Genomic DNA, 18,700 nt, shown 5'->3' with positions numbered 1-18,700 from the left:
GTGCGTGCGGTGTTTTGACGGTCGGGGAGTTTCCGTACGCGGCGGCGATGCGACGGGAGCGCCGCCCGGCGACGGTCATCGGTATCGGTGTCCGGCGGGGGCGTCGATCTGTTCGAGCAGCGTCTTTACCGCCTGCTCCAACTGTTCGTCCCGGCCGCATACCACCAGTTCGGGGGTGTTGGCGACCACTACATCCGGTTCCAACTGCGAATTTTCGAGATACGCTCCCGATGCCGTGCGGTAGCCGACGACCGGAATGCCGAAAACGAGGGCGGGATTCTGCAACCGCTCCCACGACACGCTCGTCATGGTTCCCGGGACAGGCATTCCCACCACTTTACCGATTTTACGGTACTGATAGACCCAGGGGGTTCCGTGGGCGTTCGAGTAGTTCGCTTCGCAGGTGAGCATGACCGAAGGCTTGTTCCACCGCCGGCTCGGCATGTCGCAGGCTTCCTTGCCGCGGATGACCTGGGTCAGGTATTTTTCCCCGCTGAGCAGGATTTCAATGTCCTCATGCAATCTTCCTCCGCCATTGAACCGGGTATCGACGACGATTCCTTCGCAATGGTTGTAGCGGCCCAGCATGTCGGCGTATACCGTGCGGAAACTGGCGTCGCCCATCGACTCGATGTGGACGTATCCCAAACGGCCGTTCGAAAGCCGTTCGACATCGGCGGCCCGCCGTTTCACCCAACGTTTGTACAGCAGTTTCGAAAGTGCGCCCTGAGAGATGGGAACCACCGTTTCGTCCCAGCGTTTTCCGGCCGACGGCCGGTAGAGGGAAACCAGCGTGCGCTGTCCGGCGAGGTGATTCAGCAGGGGATGGAAATCGGCTCCGGCCGGAATCTCCCGTCCGTTGATCCGCTCCACGATGTCTCCGGCCTCGACATCTGACGACGCCCTGTCGAACGGCGCTCCTGCGACCACCTCGGCCACGAGAAGTCCGTCGCCGCGGTAGCTGAAATCGAAAATCAGCCCCAGATCGGCCGTGGCGTCGTCATCGGGGCTCGCCGGGCGGCTGTAACGGCATCCGGTATGGGAGACGTTCAGTTCTCCGAGCAGTTCGCTGGCCATCTCGGCAAAATCGTAGTCGTTGGTGATATGCGGCAGGAAACGTTCGTAATTGCGGCACATCGCCTCCCAGTCGACGCCGTGCATCGACTCCTCATAGAATCGCTCCCGCTCCTGGCGGCGGATGCGGTCGAACATATAGGCCCGCTCGGCGCGCCGGTCGAGTTGCAGGACGCCGTTCGGCTGTACGGTTTCCGCCGCGCCGGTTCCGTTTTTGAACTTCTTCATTCCGCGCCCGAAACTGAAAAGCGTCTCCATCCGGCCGTCCCAGACAAGCGTTCCGCCCAGTCCTTTGTGCAGCGCCTTGTTTTCCCGGCTGCGCAGATTCAGCTGCCAGATGTCGTAGGCGGCTCCGTACGACATCGAGTAATAGAGATGTTCGCCCTTTTTGTCGAGCGTGTATCCGCGCAGGTTGCCGGAAAAGGGCGTAAGACGTACGATGCGTTCCTCGATACCGTCCAGTTCCACGATGATATCTTTCGGGGAATCACTCTCTTTTTCGGAGTCTTTTGTTTCGCAGTCCTTCCCGGAACGCTTTTCGGCCTCCTTGTGGAATGCGTACTCCTCCTCGCTCATCCGCGCGGTCTCATAGGCCCTGCGGTTGAGGTAGACGATCATGACATCGTGCAGCGACCCCCACGAGGCGTGGCTGCGCATGCCGTAGCGGTCCGACGAAAAGAGAATCGCGTTCCCGTCCGGCGACCATACCGGCTGCCGGTCGAAATAACCCGTGTTGGTGATGTTGCGGATCGGACCGCCCTGAGCGCTGACGAGGCCGATGTCGGAATAGGGGTGATGACGGTTGCCCGTATAGCTGAGGGCGAACCATTTGCCGTCGGGCGACCATGCGTAATCCATGTTTCCGTCGGTGGAATACGCCCGTTCGCCGTCGGTGATCCTGCGGGTCCTGCCGCTGGCGAGGTTCAGAACCATCAGACGGCAGCGGTCTTCCACAAAGGCCAGTTCCTTTCCGTCGGGAGAGTATTTCGGGCATGTCCGGTCGGTTTTCCCCGCTTTGAACAGCGGTTTCTCTTCGAGCACCGTCGCATTCGGAAAATCGGGATCTTCGTCCCGGACGATCGCCGCCGTGTAGATGTTCCAATGACCGTCGCGTTCAGAAGCGTAGGCCAGCGTGCGGTTGTCGGCGGCGAAATCGGGATTTTCTTCCGCCTCCGCAGTGGTCGTTATGCGTCGTGTCGTGTTGTATGCGGCCGATGTCACGAAAATCTCGCCGCGTGAAACGAAGGCGATCTGCCTGCCGTCGGGGGAAACGGTTACGTCATGCCCCTCCTTGACCGGCAGTCTTGCATACTTGTCCGCCGGTTCTCCGGAGACGATTTTTACGTCGAGTCTCCGGGGCGACGGGGAGCCGCTGTCCAACGTATATATTTCGCCGTTGTAGCCGAAACAGAGCGTTCCGTCGCGGGAGATCGTCAGGAACCTCACCGGGTGGGTTTTGAAGAAAGTCACCTGCCGGGCTTCCGACGGATTGTCGGCAGGCATGTTCCAGACGTTGAAACTCCCGCTGCGTTCGCTCAGGAAATAGACGGAACGGTTGTCCGGCGAGTACCGGGGATTGCGATCCTCGCCCTCCCAGGTCGTCAGGCGGGTGTGTTTGCCCGAAACGGTGTCGTAATTCCAGATGTCGCGTGCGACGGAAGAGGTGTGGTGCTTGCGCCATTCGTTTTCCCCGCCTTTGCGATCCTGGTAGAGGAATGATTTTCCGTCATTGCCCAAACATATCCATTGGGCCGGTGTGCCCAGTACACGTTCATAGCGGCCTCCCCGAATGCTGACGCGATAGAGTTCCTCCATGGAACCTTTCGGGAAAAGAGCGCTTTCCGCCGCATCGGAAATGGCGGCTCCGAAATAGATGCTGCGGCCGTCGTTCGAGAACGCGAAAGGCGTTTCGTGTGCCGAATGTGTTGTTATGCGTGTGGGAACACCCCCTGAGGCGGGGACGGTGAAGATGTCGAAATTGCCGAACCGATCGCAGGCGTAGGCTAACGTTTTCGAATCGGGAGACCAGACGGGATAGCAGGCGTAACTATCATCCGATGTAACAGAACGGGCGAATTCCCCCCCCCCCTTGGCGCGTTGAAACTACATATATATGACCTTTATAGGTAAAGGCGATCTGCGAACCGTCCGGAGATATGGCAGGATAATGCAACCAGAGTGGCGCTGCTTTGATCGGGAAAGCAAGAATTAAAGCATACAGCAGACTTATAATTCGCAGGTTCATATCCGGTTGAGGTATTCGTTATATCATTGATGAGGCTTGAATTAAACAACGTGCCGCTCTCTCTGCCCACGGACTATTGCAAATATAAGAAAAAATTTTACTCATCCTATAAAAAGTACAAGAAAATATATTTAATATTGAGGAAGGAGGCGTCATAAAGCAGATGCACACTCCTGTTACAGAAAAACCCCGGCTCGCAGGAGCCGGGGGAATGAAAAAAGCAGGTAACCGAACTAATTAGTGACGCCTCATTTGTTAGAAATTGGATTCAAGTGACTATGAAGAATTTGGGATAGAGAATCCAAGTGGTTACCTGCCTGGGTCGTTTATTTATTCAATAGTGAAGGTGCGTATAAGTAGCGTTTGATACTCCGTTTGGGGGTCTTCTCGAATTCGGTGGGGTAGATCGTAATTTCGGCGACCCGTTCGTAGGCGGCCAGCTGCGCGTTGAGTTCCTGCAGGTTGTTCTGCATGATCTGCGGCAGTTCCAGTTTGTCCACGCCTTCGTTCTCTGCCTGTTCGTAGTCGGGAACCACCAACGCTTTGAGACGTCCGTTGTCGCCTTCGAGGATCAGCGATTCGAGCACGAGGTACATGTTGTTGAGCTTGTCCTCGATCTCCTCGGGATAGATATTCTGTCCGTTGCCCGAGAGGATCATGGTCTTCGAACGGCCGCGGATGTAGAGCGTGCCGTCAGGGTCCATCGTGGCCATGTCGCCCGTGTGGAGCCATCCCTCCTCGTCGAGAACCTTCTGGGTGTCCTTATCGTTCTTGTAATACCCCTTCATCACGTGTTCGCCGCGGACGAGGATCTCGCCGGCCTCGTGTTCGGGGTTCGCCGAGTCGATCTTCACTTCGAGCAGCCCTTTCAGATAACGGCCGCACGAACCCGCCTTGAATTCATTGTCGGGGGTGAAACTGATGAGCGGGGCGCACTCTGTCATGCCGTAGCCGATGGTGATCGGGAATTTGATTTTCATCAGGAACGACTCGGTTTCCTGGTTCATGGGGGCGCCGCCGACGATGAATATTCCGACGTTGCCGCCGAATGCGTCCATCAGCTTCTTGCGGATCACCGAATAGATGGCCGAGTTGAGCAGCGGAATCTTCATGGCGATCGACATCGGGCCCTTTTCCAGCATCGGGAGCACCTGCTTGCGGTAGACCTTTTCGAGGATCATCGGCACGCAGCAGATGATCGTGGGTTTCACGACGGCCATCGCTTCGAGCAGTATCTTCGCCGCCGGGATCTTGCCCAACAGGGTGATGTGCCCGCCGACGGCCAGCGGCGCCAGAAAATCGAAAGCGCAGCCGTAGGCGTGGGCCAGCGGCAGGAACGACAGCGTGCGTCCGCCTTTCTGGAAATAGTGCTGTCCGTTCTGGGTGTTGACCATCGTCATGGCGAACACCACGTTGCCCGTGAGGTTGTTCACCGTGAGCATCACGCCTTTGGAGTAGCCCGTCGTACCCGAGGTGTAGTTGAGCAGGACGACCTGGTCGTTGGGTATCTCGGGGTATTTGATGTCGTTTATGCTGAATCCGCGCGGATACTTGGCGCGGTAGTTTTTCACGATGTCGCGCTGGAACTTGGTGAGCGACTTGCCGTCGCGCTCATATACCACATGGAAATCCGTGAGCGAAAAGACGGCCTCGATCCGTTTGATCTGGTCCTCCTCGATCACGTCCCAGAAATTGTCGCCCAGAAACAGCAGGCGGCTTTCCGAATGGTTGATGATGTGGATGACGTCCGCGGGGGTGAAATCCTGGAGGATCGGCACGATCACGGCGCCGTAGGTGATGGTTCCTATGTAGGTGATACACCAGCGCGGATTGTTGCGTCCGATCAGCGCGATCTTGTCGCCTTGTTTGATGCCGGCTTTTTTGAAGAGCAGATGCAGTTTGGCGATCTCCTTGGCCATTTCATAGTACGAAAAAGTCTCGTCCTTGAAATAGTCGGTGAGCGCCGACATTTCACGGTTTTCGCGAAAACTCGTTTCGTATATTTTCAGCAGGTTCTCCTGTAACATATCTTTGCATTGAATGCCAATTGCGGCGCAAATATAACGTAAAAAAACGTTTTTGTTGCATGTGGCGGCGGAAATTATCCTTTTTGGCCGATAATTTCACCTGAAAGGCGGTCCGGGTTAGGCCCGGTCGTGTTCCTTATCTTTCTTTTCCGGTTTTTCGCCGGGGTTTATGTGCCGGGGTTTCCAGATGTATATTTTCGACTCGGTGCCGGCTTTCAGCCGCTCGATGTTTTTGCGGTGGGTGTAGATCAGCAGGATGGCGATCACGAACGAAAAGACCACGAAGGGGACCGATCCGTTGACCTTGGGCGAGATGAGCGTGAAGACCGGAAAGCAGCATCCGGCGATCATTGAGGAGAGCGACACGTAGTGCGAGACCATCAGCATCACGAACCAGACGCCGAAGCAGAGCAGCGCTACGGGCGGATAGATGCCCGTCACGGCTCCGACGAGCGTGGCCACGCCCTTGCCGCCGCGGAATCCCGCGAAGATCGGAAAGATATGGCCCAATACGGCGGCGAAGACGGCTCCGATTTTGAGGTTGATGATGTCGTTCATGCCGATCAGGTCGTCGTACTGCATCAGTTCGATGAGGGTCACGGCCACGAACCCTTTCAGGAAGTCGAGTGCGAAGACCGGCAGGGCGGCCCGGCGGCCCAGCACGCGGAGCGTGTTGGTCGTCCCGGCGTTCTTCGAGCCGTGTTCGCGGATGTCGATGCCGTAGTATTTCTTGCCTATCCACACGGCGCTCGGAATCGAGCCCAGCAGATAGGCGATGATAATCATGGTAGTAGCCGTATAAATCGTCAGAATCATCTCTTTTTGCGGGTTGATTGTTAATGCAAATATAATAAAAAATTTCAGATATGGACCGGGCGGCCGAAAATTCCTGCCCCGGCGCCTGCATTTCCGGAGAATTTAGTATCTTTGCCAAGGATAAACCTCCGCTTGGACAGGCGGCGCCTCGGCATGGTCGAATAAATTCGCCTCTGCCTCCGGCTTGCGCTGTCTCAGCCTCTATTTTAAAGAAAGATAGCTCGTATGAACACAAAGGCTTTGCTCGAACCGATGGGCTCGTGGGCGTGGTGGCGCTCGTGGTTTCTGATTTTTCTCGGCTGCTCGATCATGGGCGCGGGGTTCGTGCTTTTCGTCAATCCCTATAAGTTCGTCCCGGGCGGGGTCTACGGCATGGGTATCGTGCTGCACAACATCTTCCCCTCGATCCAGGTCGGAACGTTCGGCTATATGTTCGACATTCCGCTGATGCTGACGGCCATGCTGGTCTTCGGCGGCGGATTCGGGACGCGCACGGTGCTGGCGGCGCTCTATACGCCGGGCTTCATGAACCTGCTTACGTGGCTGGTTTACCCCGATCCCGAGGCGGTCGAGTCGCTGGACCCTTCGCTGCTGCTGGGCGGGCGGCTGGATCTTTCGAACGATCTGCTGCTGACGTGCGTCATCGGCGCCGTGGTGATCGGCGTCGGGCAGGGCGTCGTCGTGCGGCAGCAGGCCACCACGGGCGGCACCGACATCGTGGGCATGCTGCTCCAGAAATTTGCCGGGATCAAATTCTCGACGGGCATCCTGCTGGCCGACGGATTCGTCGTGCTGTCGGGACTCGCAGTCATCGGCTTCGGACTGGGTACGGGCGACGCGGCCGCGAACGGCTGGATGCTGACGCTCTATTCGCTCATCACGATCTATATCTCCTCGCGGGTGATCGCCTACCTGCTCGACGGCGCATCGTATGACAAGCTGCTGTTCATCATCAGCGACCACCACGAGGAGCTGAAACGCTTCATCATCGACGACCTCGACCGCAGTGCCACCTATATTAAGTCGAAGGGCATGTACACCGATTCGCAGCGCGACATGATTTTCCTGGTGGTGAGCCGCAAGGAGGTGCGCCTGGTGCAGCATAAGATCAAGGAGATCGACCCCAAGGCTTTCGTCGTGGTGACGGACGCCTATGAAACCTTCGGGGAGGGCTTCAAACAGTTCCCCGAGAAGAACGAGATACACGCGGAATAAATGAATTTCAACATCAACACGCTGCGCCCGCTCGAGGGTGCCGGCCGCAGGCTTTTCGTTGAGACCTACGGCTGCCAGATGAATGTCAGCGACACCGAGACGGTCGTTTCCATCATGCAGCGCGCGGGTTACGTCTATACGGAACGGATCGGCGAGGCCGATGTCATCCTCATCAATACCTGCTCGATCCGGGACAACGCCGAGCAGCGCATCTGGGGCCGGTTGGCCGAGATGAAACGCTACCGGCGCGAACGTCCGGGGCTGGTGGTGGGCATCATCGGCTGCATGGCCGAACGCCTGCGCGAGAAGCTGGTCGAAGGACCCCACGGCGTCGATGTCGTGGCCGGCCCCGACGCTTACCGCGATCTGCCGCGTCTGGTCCGCGAGGCCGAGGCGGGCGGCAAGGGCGTCAACGTACTGCTCTCTACCGAGGAGACCTATGCCGAGATCGCTCCCGTGCGTCTCGACCGCAACGGCGTGAGCGCCTTCGTGGCGATCATGCGCGGATGCAATAATTTCTGTTCCTACTGCGTGGTGCCCTATACCCGGGGCCGCGAGCGGAGCCGCGATGCGGAGACCATCGTCGCAGAGGTGCGGAGCCTCTTCGAGAACGGCTACCGCGAGGTGACGCTGCTGGGCCAGAACGTCAACTCCTACTGCGCCGGGGAGACCGGTTTCCCCGAACTGATCCGCCGCGTGGCGGAGGTTTCGCCGCTGCTGCGCGTGCGTTTCGCCACGTCGCATCCCAAGGACATGAGCGACCGCCTGCTGGAGGTCATGGCCGCAATGCCCAACATCTGCCGTTCGATCCATCTCCCGGCCCAGTCGGGCTCTACGGCGATGCTCGAACGCATGAACCGTAAATACACGCGCGAATGGTATCTCGATCGCATTGCCGCCATCCGCCGCTACCTGCCCGACTGTGCGATCACCACCGACCTGATCGCGGGTTTTTCGGGCGAGACCGAGGAGGAGCATGCCGAAACCCTGTCGCTGATGCGTGAGGTGGGGTATGAATTCGCCTATATGTTCAAATATTCGGAGCGTCCCGGGACTTTCGCCGAGAAGCACCTTCCGGACGACGTGCCGGACGAGGTGAAGTCGCGCCGGCTGCAGGAGATCATCGCCCTGCAGAACGAATTGGGGCATGCGAGCAACCTGCGCGACGTGGGCCGTGAGTTCGAGGTGCTGGTCGAGGGCGAGTCGAAGCGCGACCGGAACCAGCTTTCGGGCCGTACCTCGCAGAACAAGGTGGTGGTGTTCGACCGCGGGGACCACAAGGTCGGCGACTATGTAAAGGTGCGCATCACGGGCTGTACGCCTGCGACGCTTTTCGGGCAGGACATTTCCGAAAAGCGCGATTGAAAATGAAGAATTAAAAAATTAAAATTTCTGTTTTTATGCGTTTTGACGAACTCGACCTGGAGGATGAAATCCTCGACGGCCTTGAGGATATGAATTTTCACGAAATGACTCCCGTGCAGGAGCATACGATTCCGGTGATTCTGGAGGGCCGCGACATCATCGGCTGTGCCCAGACCGGCACGGGAAAAACGGCCGCTTATACGCTGCCGCTGCTGAACAAGCTGCTGTTGGACGGCAATCCCGACAATGTGGTGAAATCGCTGATTATCGTGCCCACGCGTGAGCTGGCGCAGCAGATCGACCAGCAGTTCCAGGGCTTTTCCTATTACGCCCCCATATCCACGACCGTCGTTTACGGCGGCGGCGACGGCAAGGGCTGGGACATTCAGAAAAACGGCATGCTGAGCGGCTCCGACGTGGTGATCGCCACTCCGGGCCGCATGATCGCCCACCTGCAGAACAGCGGTGTGGATCTCTCGCACGTCGAATACCTGATTCTCGACGAGGCCGACCGTATGCTGGACATGGGTTTCTCGGAGGACATCATGAAGATCGTATCGTACATGCCCAAGGAGCGGCAGACGATCATGTTTTCGGCCACGCTGCCCCCGAAGATCCGCGAACTGGCCAAAACCATCCTCCGTAATCCCGCGGAGGTCAACATCGCCATTTCGAAGCCTAACGAAGCCATCGACCAGTCGGCCTATATCTGCTACGAGAGTCAGAAGTTGGGCATTATCCGCGAACTGTTCGCCGAGCCGACCGATTCGAAGACGATTATCTTCTCGTCGTCGAAACTGAAGGTGAAAGAGCTGGCCCATACGCTCAAACGGATGAAACTCGACGTGGCGGCCATGCACTCCGACCTGGAGCAGAGCGAGCGCGAGGAGGTGATGCTCAATTTCCGCAATAACAAGATCCGCATTCTTGTCGCCACGGATATCGTTGCCCGGGGTATCGACATCGAGGATATCGGCTTGGTGCTCAACTACGACGTGCCGCACGACCCCGAGGATTACATCCACCGCATCGGCCGCACGGCCCGCGCGGCGGCTACGGGCAGCGCCGTGACGTTCGTCAGCGAGGAGGAGCAGGGCAAGTTCCACCAGATCGAGAAGTTCATCGAACGCGACATCCGCAAGGCCGAGCTTCCCGAAAGCGTGGGGGAGGGGCCGAAATACGCTCCTGACGAGAACCGCGGCCGTTTCGGACGCGGCGGCCGGGGCGGCGGGCGTCCCGGAGCCGGAGGGCGCGGGCGCGGCGGACGGAGCGACCGTTCGGGCCGCAACGACCGGAATCGCCGCAGCGAACGCCCGGCAGCAACAGCCGAACCTGCCGCCGCACAGCCTGCTTCGCCCGACAGCGACCACGCTTCGGGGCGCGGTGAGGGCAACCGCGGTACGCGCGACCGCCGGCGTCACCGCGGCGGCCGCAACCGCCGGCATAAGACGCCGGTTTCAGGGGGCGAAAGTTCGCAGCAGTAAAAAGCGGGGCGGTCTGAAAATTTTCAGACCGCCCCGCTTTTTCGGTATTTCATTTTGTGGGTGCGGGATTATTCTAAAACCGGCGTCTTACGCCGGCGGGGGTCCCAAGAGGGATGTGCGGGGTCTTCGGCTTTGAGCGCCTCTTCGAGCGAGATTCCGAGCGCTTCGGCCACACCCTTGCCGTATGCCGGATCGGCATAATAGCAGTGACGCACGTGGCGTTGTTTGATGAACAGCTCGGCGTCGCCCATGGCGCGCGCCGTGTTCTCGCAGGTCGCCTTCTGATCCTCGGGCGACATTATGCGCCACAGCAGTCCGGGCTGGGTGAAATAATCGCTGTCCAGCTCGCGCTCGTCGTAGTTGAATACGTCGCCGTTCACGGCCAGGGGCGGCTCTTTGAGGGCGGGATTGTCCTGCCATTCGCCGTAGCTGTTGGGTTCGTAACCCTTGGCCGAGCCGTAGTTGCCGTCGGTGCGCATCTGCCCGTCGCGGTGGAACGCATGGAACGGACAGCGGGGTTTGTTCACAGGAATCTCCGTGTGGTTCACGCCCAGACGATAACGCTGTGCGTCGCCGTAGGAGAACAGGCGGCCCTGCAGCATCTTGTCGGGCGAGAAACCGATGCCCTCGACGATGTTCATGGGGTTGAACGCCGACTGCTCGACATCCGCATAGTAGTTCTCCGGATTGCGGTTCAGCTCCAGCACGCCGACTTCGTGCAGCGGGAAATCCTTGTGATACCATACTTTTGTCAGGTCGAACGGATTGAGCTTGTAGTTGCGGGCCTCCTCCTCGGTCATCAGCTGTACGTACATCGTCCAGCGCGGGAAATCGCCGCGTTCGATGGCGTCGTATAAGTCGCGCTGGTGCGATTCGCGGTCTTTGCCTACGAGCGCTTCGGCCTCGGCGTCGGTCAGGTTTTTGATGCCCTGCTGGGTCGTGAGGTGGAACTTCACCCAGGTGCGCCGGTTGTCCTTGTCGTAGAAACTGTACGTGTGGCTTCCGAATCCGTGCATGTGGCGGTACGAGGCCGGAATGCCCCGCGGCGACATGGTGATCGTCACCTGATGCAGCGCTTCGGGCAGCAGGGTCCAGAAATCCCAGTTGTTGTTGGCCGAGCGCAGGTTGGTGCGCGGGTCGCGCTTTATGGCGTGGTTCAGGTCGGGGAACTTCAGCGGGTCGCGCAGGAAGAATACCGGGGTGTTGTTGCCCACGAGGTCCCAGTTGCCCGCATCGGTGTAGAATTTCATGGCGAAGCCGCGGATGTCGCGCTCGGCGTCGGCTGCGCCGCGTTCGCCGGCCACGGTCGAGAAACGCACGAAACATTCGGTCTTCTTGCCGACCTGGGCGAAAATCGAGGCGCGCGTGTATCGGGTGATGTCCTGCGTGACTGTAAAGGTGCCGAATGCGCCGGAACCTTTGGCGTGCATGCGCCGTTCGGGAATGACCTCGCGGTCGAAATGGGCGAGTTTTTCGAGGTACCACGGATCTTGCAGCGTCACGGGGCCGCGGACGCCTGCGGTCTGAATGTTCTGATTGTCGGCGATCGGCCGGCCGTTCTCGGCTGTCAGTTGCTTTTTGTCCATACTGCTTTTCATTTAATGGAGACTGGATTGTTTCGTGTAAATATACGATATAATTCTGTGAATAGCAATCAGATAATATTGATATTGCTATAACTGAAACTTATGATGACATATATTGTGTCCGGATGGAACAGGCATGAAAAAAACCTCTCCCAGGCAGGGAGAGGTTCTCGACGGTTGCCCGTGCGGGGAAGCCGCCTTATTTCTGTCGGAAGTATATCTGCATCGGCACTCCCGAAAAATCCCATTTGTCGCGCATGTTGTTCTCGAGGAAACGGCGGTAGGGTTCTTTGATGTACTGGGGCAGGTTGACGAAGAACGCAAACTGCGGCGTCGGCGTCGGCAACTGGGTGACGTATTTGATTTTGATATACTTGCCCTTGGTTGCAGGGGGCGGGTAGTTCTCGATCAGCGGCAGCATGTAGTCGTTGAGCTCCGAGGTCGGGATGCGCCGCTTGCGCGACTGGTAGACGCGGATCGAGGTTTGCAGCACGTCGAAGATGCGCTGTTTGTTCAGGACCGAGGTGAAGATGATCGGAATGTCGTTGAACGGTGCGAGTTTCTTTTTCAGGAACTCCGTCCACTCCTTCATCGTATTGCTGTCTTTCTCGACCAGGTCCCACTTGTTGACCACGATCACGCACCCTTTGCGGTTGCGGACGATCAGGTTGTGGATGTTCAAATCCTGCGATTCGAGTCCCTGCTGGGCGTCGATCATCAGGATGCAGACGTCCGAATTTTCGATGGCCCGGATCGAACGCATCACCGAGTAGAATTCGAGGTCCTCCATCGTCTTGCCCTTCTTGCGCATGCCGGCCGTGTCGACGAGGTAGAAATCCATCCCGAACTTGTTGTAGCGCGTGTGGATCGAGTCGCGCGTGGTTCCGGCGATCGAGGTTACGATATTGCGCTCTTCGCCCAGCAGGGCGTTGGTGAGCGACGATTTCCCGACATTGGGACGGCCCACGATGGTAATGTGGGGCAGGTCGTCGTCCACCTCGGCGGCGGCTTCGGCGGGCAATGCGGCCAGGATGGCATCCATCAGGTCGCCCGTGCCGGAGCCCGACATCGAGCTGATGCAGAAAGGATCGCCCAGTCCGAGGGCGTAAAACTCGTGCGAGGAGTATACCTGGTCGTTGTTGTCGACCTTGTTGCAGACCAGAATCACCTTTTTCGAGGTGCGGCGCAGGATGTCGGCCATCAGCATATCGAGGTCGGTGATGCCGGTTCTGACCTCCACGAGGAACAGGATGACGTCGGCCTCGTCGATGGCCAGCAACACCTGGCGGCGGATTTCATCCTCGAAGATATCTTCCGAATTGACGGTGTACCCGCCCGTGTCGATCACGGAGAATTCTTTGCCGTTCCAGTCCGTTTTGCCGTAGTGGCGGTCGCGGGTGGTTCCGGCCGTCGCATCGACGATCGCCTTCCGCTCGCCCACGAGGCGGTTGAAGAGGGTGCTTTTGCCGACGTTCGGACGGCCAACGATTGCTACAAGGCTCATATTTCTTTTTTATTTTACTGCAAAGATACGAATAAGCCGAGAGAAAAAGCAAGCGAGCTTGCTTTTTTTCCGAGGCGGAGTATCTAAGGCGAAGCCAAAGATACGAAAAACGGATAGGGCAAAACGCCCTTACTCTTTCTAAAAGTGCCGTTACGGCACCAAAGATAGCGCAAACCGGGGGGAATGCCAAATTTATTTCCGTCAGATATACCGGCTTTCGGTATCGCCGGCCTGCACGGGGTAGAGCAGTACGGAGCTGTAAGCGGCGAAAAGCTGCTCGAGCATGGCCGGGATGCGGCTCATGGCGGGGTGGTAGGAGACCCTTTCGCGGCGGCTCATCACGAACCACAGGCAGTCGTCGTCGCGCAGGTCGTGCTCGAGCGACGGCAGGTCGTCCCACAGTTCGAACGGCACGAAATCGAGGTTCGCCGTGCGTTTGCGGCTTTTCGGGCGCAGGTATGCCATCGTCGTCGCCGGGGCGAAGACCACGATTTTGATGCCCGAATTTTCGGCCAGATGGCGGATGCGGCGCAGCCACATCTGGAATCCCGCCTCCTGTTCGGCCTTCTCGGGCACCACGATCAGGTGTCGTTTGATGGTTGTCAGGGGTTGTACGGGGTGGTAGATGAAGGTCGTGACGTTGCTGCGCGCCAGCACGTCGGCGGCCATCTTGCCGATGCCCGGACCCGTGCCGCCGTGGATGCCCGGAATCGCGGGAATACCCGGGACGGCGGGCGCTCCGTGGTGCATGCCCATCACGATGTCGGTGATGTTGCGTTCGCGGACCACGCTGACGATGGCGTTGGAGATGTTCACGTCGTAACGAAGCAACTCCTGCAGATAGATGTCGCCCGCGGCGGCGGCCGTGGCCGCCACGTCGAGGATCTTCTGGGCCCGTTTTTCGACGTTGGGGTCCTCGATCTGGTTGTCGATGGCGTGCAGGGCGTAGAGCCCGTTGGGCTCCTTGGCGCGTTTGAGCATCGCGCTCAGGCCGACCAGTTCGTCGGCCGTGCGCTCGTCGGCCACGGGGATCAGGATGTGGTCCTCCTGTCTGGGGCTTTTCTCTTCGGGGTCCTGCGTGTTGCGGATGGCGATGTTGTGGGCGCCGCGCTGCGTGGCGAAGGTCGAGACGGTGCACGTGGCCAGGATCATCAGGATCGTGCCGTTGAGCACGCTTTCGTTCAGCAGGCGGATCGGTTCGCCGTCGGGCGTGTGGCCCAGGATGACGTTGTAGCCGACCATCACGGCGGCCAGCGTCGCGGCCACATGGGCCGAGCTCAGTCCGAAAATCACCGTCCGCTGGTCGCGCGAGAGGCGGAAGGTCTTTTGGGTGAGCCATGCCGCGATGAATTTCGCCGCGGTGATGAGTACGATCATGATGGCCGCCACCTCGATGCTCTCCCAGTCGCGGAAGAAGGCGCGGTAGTCGATGAGCATGCCCACGCCGATCAGGAAGAAGGGGATGAAGATGGCGTTGCCGACGAATTCGATGCGGTTCATCAGCGGCGAGGTGCGGGGGATCAGGCGGTTGAGGGCCAGTCCCGAGAGGAATGCGCCGATGATCGGCTCCAATCCCGCCAGCTGGGCGAGAAAGGCGCCCAGAAAGACCATCACCAGTACGAAGATGTACTGCGAGACGTTGTCGCTGCACTGTTTGAAGAACCAGTGAGCGACCAGCGGAAAGAGGAAGACGATGATGACGATGCAGAGGAGGACCGAGCCGCCGAGCCGCCACCAGAACATTTCGTCGACGTTGCCCGTGGCCATGCCGACGATCACGGTGAGCAGCAGCAGGGCCAGCGTGTCGGTGATGACCGTGCCGCCGACGGCGATGGTCACGGCCTTGTCGCGGGCGATGCCGAGTTTGCTGACGATGGGGTAGGCGATGAGCGTTTGCGAAGCGAAGAGACCGGCCAGCAGGATCGAGGAGTAGAGCGAAAATCCCATGACGTAGTACCCGGCCAGGATGCCCAGGGCCAATGGGACGCAGAAGGTGTAGAGCCCGAAGATGAGGCTTCGCCAGCTGTTTTTCCGGAAGTCGGACATATCCATGTCCAATCCCGAGAGGAACATGATGTAGAGCAGGCCGGCCGTACCCGAGAGGATGATGCTGCTGTCGCGCAGCACGAGGTTCAGGCCGTGGGGGCCGATCACCGCACCCGCGATGATGAGCCCCAGCAAATAGGGGATTTTGAGTTTGTTCAGCAGCAGCGGAGCCGCGAGGATGATGACCAGGATCAGCATGAACTTCAGGATCGGGTCCTCGAGCGGCAGCGTCAGATTTATATGTGCGAGCAGCGGCATAGGCAAGATAAAGTGTCGTTATGACACCAAATGTACGAAAATCCGCGGTTATTACCAAACGGTCGGGACGCTTTGTTGGGATGTGGCGTATCTTGCACGTTTTTTGTTCATTGCCGGCGGCAAAGATGCGCGATTGGGAAATAAACGGCATCCCGAACGCGTTTTTTCAGGAAAAAAACGTAACTTTGAAAAATTTGAAACCCGAAATTCCGTCTCGGATGAGCGTAGACAAAGTCGATAAGAAGTTGCTCGGGCCCGTGCTTGCGGGCTTCTTCATCATGGGATTCTGCGACATGGTGGCGCCCATCACGGGCCGTATCGCCGCCGAATTCCCGGCTGAACGGCAGGCTGCCGTGAGCTTCCTGCCGACGATGGTTTTCCTCTGGTTCCTGGTGCTTTCGACCCCCGTCGCCGCGCTGATGAACCGCTGGGGGCGTAAGGCCACGGCGTTGGTCGGCTACGGCTTTACGGTCGTGGGGCTGATGGTGCCTTTCGCCGCGGGCGCCGACTGCGCCCTGGGGTGGTATTTCGCGGGCTTCGGACTGCTGGGCATCGGCAACACGGCGATTCAGGTGGCCGTCAACCCGCTGTTGGCGACCATCGTTCCCGGCGAGCGGATGACCAGTTACCTGACCGTCGGGCAGATATTCCGCAACACCTCGCTCCTGCTGCTGGCCCCGATCGTCACCGGGCTGGTCGCGCTGACGGGTTCGTGGCGGCTTCTGCTGCCCATCTACGCCGGACTGACCGTCCTGGGCGGCGTCTGGCTGCAACTGACCGCGGTGCCGGAACCCGCGCAGACGGGTCGCGCCGCGTCGTTGGCCGACTGCTTCCGATTGCTGAAAAACCGCGCCGTGCTGCTCTCGACGCTGGGCGTCGCCTCGTTCATCGCCGCCGACGTGGGCATCGGCTTCCTCTCGGTGCGGCTGATCGACAATCCTTCGTCGATCCTCACCACCACGGGATTCTACGCCTGCCGCATCGTCGGTACGCTCATCGGCGCGTGGGCGCTGGTGCGTATCTCCGACGTGAAATACCTGAGCTGGAACATGGCCGGAGCGCTGGCGCTGTGCGTGGCGCTGCTGTTCGTGCGCAACGAGGCGGCGATCTATGCCGCCGTCGGTCTGCTGGGCTTCGGTATGGCGTGCGTTTTCGCAACGTTCTACGCCGTGGCCACCAAGGCCGTGCCCGGAAAGGCCAACGAGGTTGCCGGGCTGATGATTATGGCCATCGCCGCCGGAGCCGTCTCGGGACCCGTCTGCGGGGCGATCATCCGCGCTTCGGGCAACCCGCACCTGGGGATGCTGTTCGTCGCAGCGTGCGTCGGCTACATGCTCTGGGCCTCCGTCAAATTGAAAATGAAAAATTAATTAATTATGACCCGAAAGATTCTGCTGAGCGTTTTGTTTGCGGCCGCCGTGCTGAGCGCCGCTGCTCAGAAACCCCGCGCCCGGGTGGAATGGGGCGTCATCGGGGGTATCAACATTCCCGACTACACGACCAACATGGACAAGACCGATGTCAAAAACAAACTGGGCTGGCAGGCCGGTATCGTCACGGCCGTCAACTTAGGGGCTTTTGCCGTCGAGCCGCAGATACTCTATGTCCGCCAGGGGCTCCGCATCCGTCCCCACGGAGGCAACGAGATCAACCTCAAATCCAATTCGATCGACGTTCCCGTGCTGGCGTCGTTCCGGCTGCTGAAGCCCGTGCGCATCTACGCCGGTCCGGTCTTCACGGTGATGAACGACTGCAAGCAGAAGTCGGGCGGCGATTTGCTGGACTTCGGGCGCGTCCGTCCGACGCTCTCCTACACGGTCGGGGCCGGGGTGGTGCTGATGCGCCACCTGCTGATCGACCTGCGTTACAACGGCCAGTTCCGCTCGAAGCATGAGGTGGTGCTGCCCGACGGGAGCCAGCTCGATAAACTTCGTACCTATAATGTTGCGCTCAGCTTCGGCTATCTATTCTGATTTATGACGGAAACTGTCGGAAAGGAAATTCTCATCGAAGGCGTCGATCCCCGCGAACTCTACGGGGCGCAGAACGTCTACCTCGAACAGATCAAATCGCTGCATCCCGCGTTGAAGGTCGTGGCCCGCGGCTCGTCGCTGAAGGTCCTTGGCTCCGATGCCGAGACCCAGCGGTTCGCCAAACGCATGGACTCGCTGGTGGCCTATTACCTCAAATACGGACATGTCTCGTCGCAGGTCATCGACCAGTGTTTCTCGGGCGGCATCACGCAGGACGACGCCCCGGTGGACAAGGATGTGATCGTCTACGGCAACAACGGCAACATCGTCCGCGCCCGGACCGTCAACCAGCAGCGGCTTGTCAAACTCTACGACAAGAACGACCTGTTGTTCGCCGTGGGTCCCGCCGGCTCGGGCAAGACCTATACGGCCATTGCGCTGGCCGTCCGCGCCCTGAAAGAGAAGCAGGTGCGGCGCATCATCCTCACGCGCCCGGCCGTCGAGGCGGGCGAGAAGCTGGGCTTCCTGCCCGGCGACATGAAGGAGAAGCTCGATCCCTACCTGCAGCCCTTGTACGACGCGCTGAACGACATGATCCCGCCCGTGAAGCTCCAGAAATTCCTGGAGGACGGGACCGTGCAGATCGCACCGCTGGCCTACATGCGCGGCCGCACGCTGGACAATGCCTTCGTCATCCTCGACGAGGCGCAGAACACCACGCTGTCGCAGATCAAAATGTTCCTCACGCGCATGGGCCGCAACGCGCGGTTCATCGTCACGGGCGACGTGACGCAGATCGACCTGCCCCGCCGGAGCGACAGCGGGCTGGTCCGCACGATGGAGATTTTGCGCGGCATCGCCGACATCGGCATCGTGGAGTTCGACAAGCGCGACATCGTGCGGCACCCGCTGGTGAAACACATCGTCGAGGCGTTCGACAGGATGACGGGTGAGGGGCATGTCATTCCGAGCGAACGTGAGTGAGCGTGGGAATCCGATGGAAGCGTTGTAAGGTCACACTTTCGCTCAGATTGCCACGGCATCTGCGATGCCTCGCAATGACGGGGAAGGCGCAGAACCGGATGGAGACGTGATAAGGATTTAAGG

At 59.2% G+C, this 18,700-nt stretch carries 11 protein-coding genes and 1 pseudogene; 6 read left to right on the top strand and 6 right to left on the bottom strand.

All coding sequences use genetic code 11. The features are described from left to right. Positions 1 to 75 precede the first annotated feature (75 nt). The 3 genes and pseudogenes from BLU78_RS02620 to plsY form a co-directional block, all read right to left on the bottom strand. A pseudogene (locus BLU78_RS02620) lies at positions 76 to 3,319 on the bottom strand (S41 family peptidase). 326 nt (positions 3,320 to 3,645) lie between these two features. Beyond that, on the bottom strand, positions 3,646 to 5,346 hold the full coding sequence (locus tag BLU78_RS02615; protein WP_010264346.1) for an AMP-binding protein: 1,701 nt from the start codon (positions 5,344 to 5,346) through the stop codon (positions 3,646 to 3,648). Between the two features lie 117 nt (positions 5,347 to 5,463). Next, positions 5,464 to 6,162: a glycerol-3-phosphate 1-O-acyltransferase PlsY gene (gene plsY, locus BLU78_RS02610; RefSeq protein WP_010264348.1), complete on the bottom strand. Its 699-nt coding sequence runs from the start codon at positions 6,160 to 6,162 to the stop codon at positions 5,464 to 5,466. Positions 6,163 to 6,387: 225 nt separating this feature from the next. Between plsY and BLU78_RS02605 the strand changes: the two genes are divergently transcribed. Genes BLU78_RS02605 through BLU78_RS02595 form a run of 3 tightly spaced genes read left to right on the top strand, consistent with a single transcriptional unit; the run spans position 6,388 to position 10,226 of the window. Then, positions 6,388 to 7,377, top strand: a complete 990-nt coding sequence (locus tag BLU78_RS02605; protein ID WP_010264350.1) for a YitT family protein — start codon at positions 6,388 to 6,390, stop codon at positions 7,375 to 7,377. After that, positions 7,378 to 8,742, top strand: a complete 1,365-nt coding sequence (gene miaB, locus BLU78_RS02600) for a tRNA (N6-isopentenyl adenosine(37)-C2)-methylthiotransferase MiaB (RefSeq protein WP_010264352.1) — start codon at positions 7,378 to 7,380, stop codon at positions 8,740 to 8,742. Between the two features lie 35 nt (positions 8,743 to 8,777). Next, entirely contained in the window at positions 8,778 to 10,226 is a 1,449-nt protein-coding gene (locus BLU78_RS02595) for a DEAD/DEAH box helicase (protein WP_010264354.1), read from the top strand. 68 nt (positions 10,227 to 10,294) lie between these two features. Here the strand turns inward: BLU78_RS02595 and BLU78_RS02590 are convergent, their stop codons facing one another. The 3 genes from BLU78_RS02590 to BLU78_RS02580 form a co-directional block, all read right to left on the bottom strand. Next, positions 10,295 to 11,812, bottom strand: coding sequence for a catalase (locus BLU78_RS02590; RefSeq protein WP_044106569.1), 1,518 nt, complete (start codon positions 11,810 to 11,812; stop codon positions 10,295 to 10,297). 199 nt (positions 11,813 to 12,011) lie between these two features. Further along, entirely contained in the window at positions 12,012 to 13,316 is a 1,305-nt protein-coding gene (gene der, locus BLU78_RS02585) for a ribosome biogenesis GTPase Der (RefSeq protein WP_010264358.1), read from the bottom strand. Between the two features lie 201 nt (positions 13,317 to 13,517). After that, positions 13,518 to 15,620, bottom strand: a complete 2,103-nt coding sequence (locus BLU78_RS02580; RefSeq protein ID WP_010264360.1) for a cation:proton antiporter — start codon at positions 15,618 to 15,620, stop codon at positions 13,518 to 13,520. Between the two features lie 218 nt (positions 15,621 to 15,838). On the opposite strand from BLU78_RS02580, the gene BLU78_RS02575 reads away from it, so the two are divergent. Genes BLU78_RS02575 through BLU78_RS02565 form a run of 3 tightly spaced genes read left to right on the top strand, consistent with a single transcriptional unit; the run spans position 15,839 to position 18,577 of the window. After that, positions 15,839 to 16,990 carry an MFS transporter gene (locus BLU78_RS02575; RefSeq protein ID WP_010264364.1) on the top strand — a complete coding sequence of 384 codons (1,152 nt, stop codon included), beginning with the start codon at positions 15,839 to 15,841 and terminating at the stop codon, positions 16,988 to 16,990. Between the two features lie 6 nt (positions 16,991 to 16,996). Then, complete coding sequence (locus BLU78_RS02570) at positions 16,997 to 17,593, top strand: porin family protein (RefSeq protein WP_010264368.1); 597 nt, start codon at positions 16,997 to 16,999, stop codon at positions 17,591 to 17,593. A 3-nt stretch (positions 17,594 to 17,596) separates the two neighbouring features. Continuing rightward, on the top strand, positions 17,597 to 18,577 hold the full coding sequence (locus BLU78_RS02565; protein WP_010264372.1) for a PhoH family protein: 981 nt from the start codon (positions 17,597 to 17,599) through the stop codon (positions 18,575 to 18,577). Positions 18,578 to 18,700: the final 123 nt, after the last annotated feature.

This window comes from Alistipes timonensis JC136 (genome assembly GCF_900107675.1).
GTDB classification, from domain to species: Bacteria; Bacteroidota; Bacteroidia; order Bacteroidales; family Rikenellaceae; genus Alistipes; species Alistipes timonensis.
Note: the sequence above shows the minus strand (reverse complement) of the source record. Positions and strands in the feature narration are given on the sequence as shown.

Excerpts from the sequence above, each read along its gene's own strand:
- BLU78_RS02590 (WP_044106569.1), bottom strand. The coding sequence starts at position 11,812 with ATGGACAAAAAGCAACTGACAGCCGAGAACGGCCGGCCGATCGCCGAC.
- BLU78_RS02615 (WP_010264346.1), bottom strand. The coding sequence starts at position 5,346 with ATGTTACAGGAGAACCTGCTGAAAATATACGAAACGAGTTTTCGCGAA.
- BLU78_RS02605 (WP_010264350.1), top strand. The coding sequence starts at position 6,388 with ATGAACACAAAGGCTTTGCTCGAACCGATGGGCTCGTGGGCGTGGTGG.
- BLU78_RS02570 (WP_010264368.1), top strand. The coding sequence starts at position 16,997 with ATGACCCGAAAGATTCTGCTGAGCGTTTTGTTTGCGGCCGCCGTGCTG.
- BLU78_RS02565 (WP_010264372.1), top strand. The coding sequence starts at position 17,597 with ATGACGGAAACTGTCGGAAAGGAAATTCTCATCGAAGGCGTCGATCCC.
- der (WP_010264358.1), bottom strand. The coding sequence starts at position 13,316 with ATGAGCCTTGTAGCAATCGTTGGCCGTCCGAACGTCGGCAAAAGCACC.
- BLU78_RS02580 (WP_010264360.1), bottom strand. The coding sequence starts at position 15,620 with ATGCCGCTGCTCGCACATATAAATCTGACGCTGCCGCTCGAGGACCCG.
- BLU78_RS02595 (WP_010264354.1), top strand. The coding sequence starts at position 8,778 with ATGCGTTTTGACGAACTCGACCTGGAGGATGAAATCCTCGACGGCCTT.
- miaB (WP_010264352.1), top strand. The coding sequence starts at position 7,378 with ATGAATTTCAACATCAACACGCTGCGCCCGCTCGAGGGTGCCGGCCGC.
- plsY (WP_010264348.1), bottom strand. The coding sequence starts at position 6,162 with ATGATTCTGACGATTTATACGGCTACTACCATGATTATCATCGCCTAT.
- BLU78_RS02575 (WP_010264364.1), top strand. The coding sequence starts at position 15,839 with ATGAGCGTAGACAAAGTCGATAAGAAGTTGCTCGGGCCCGTGCTTGCG.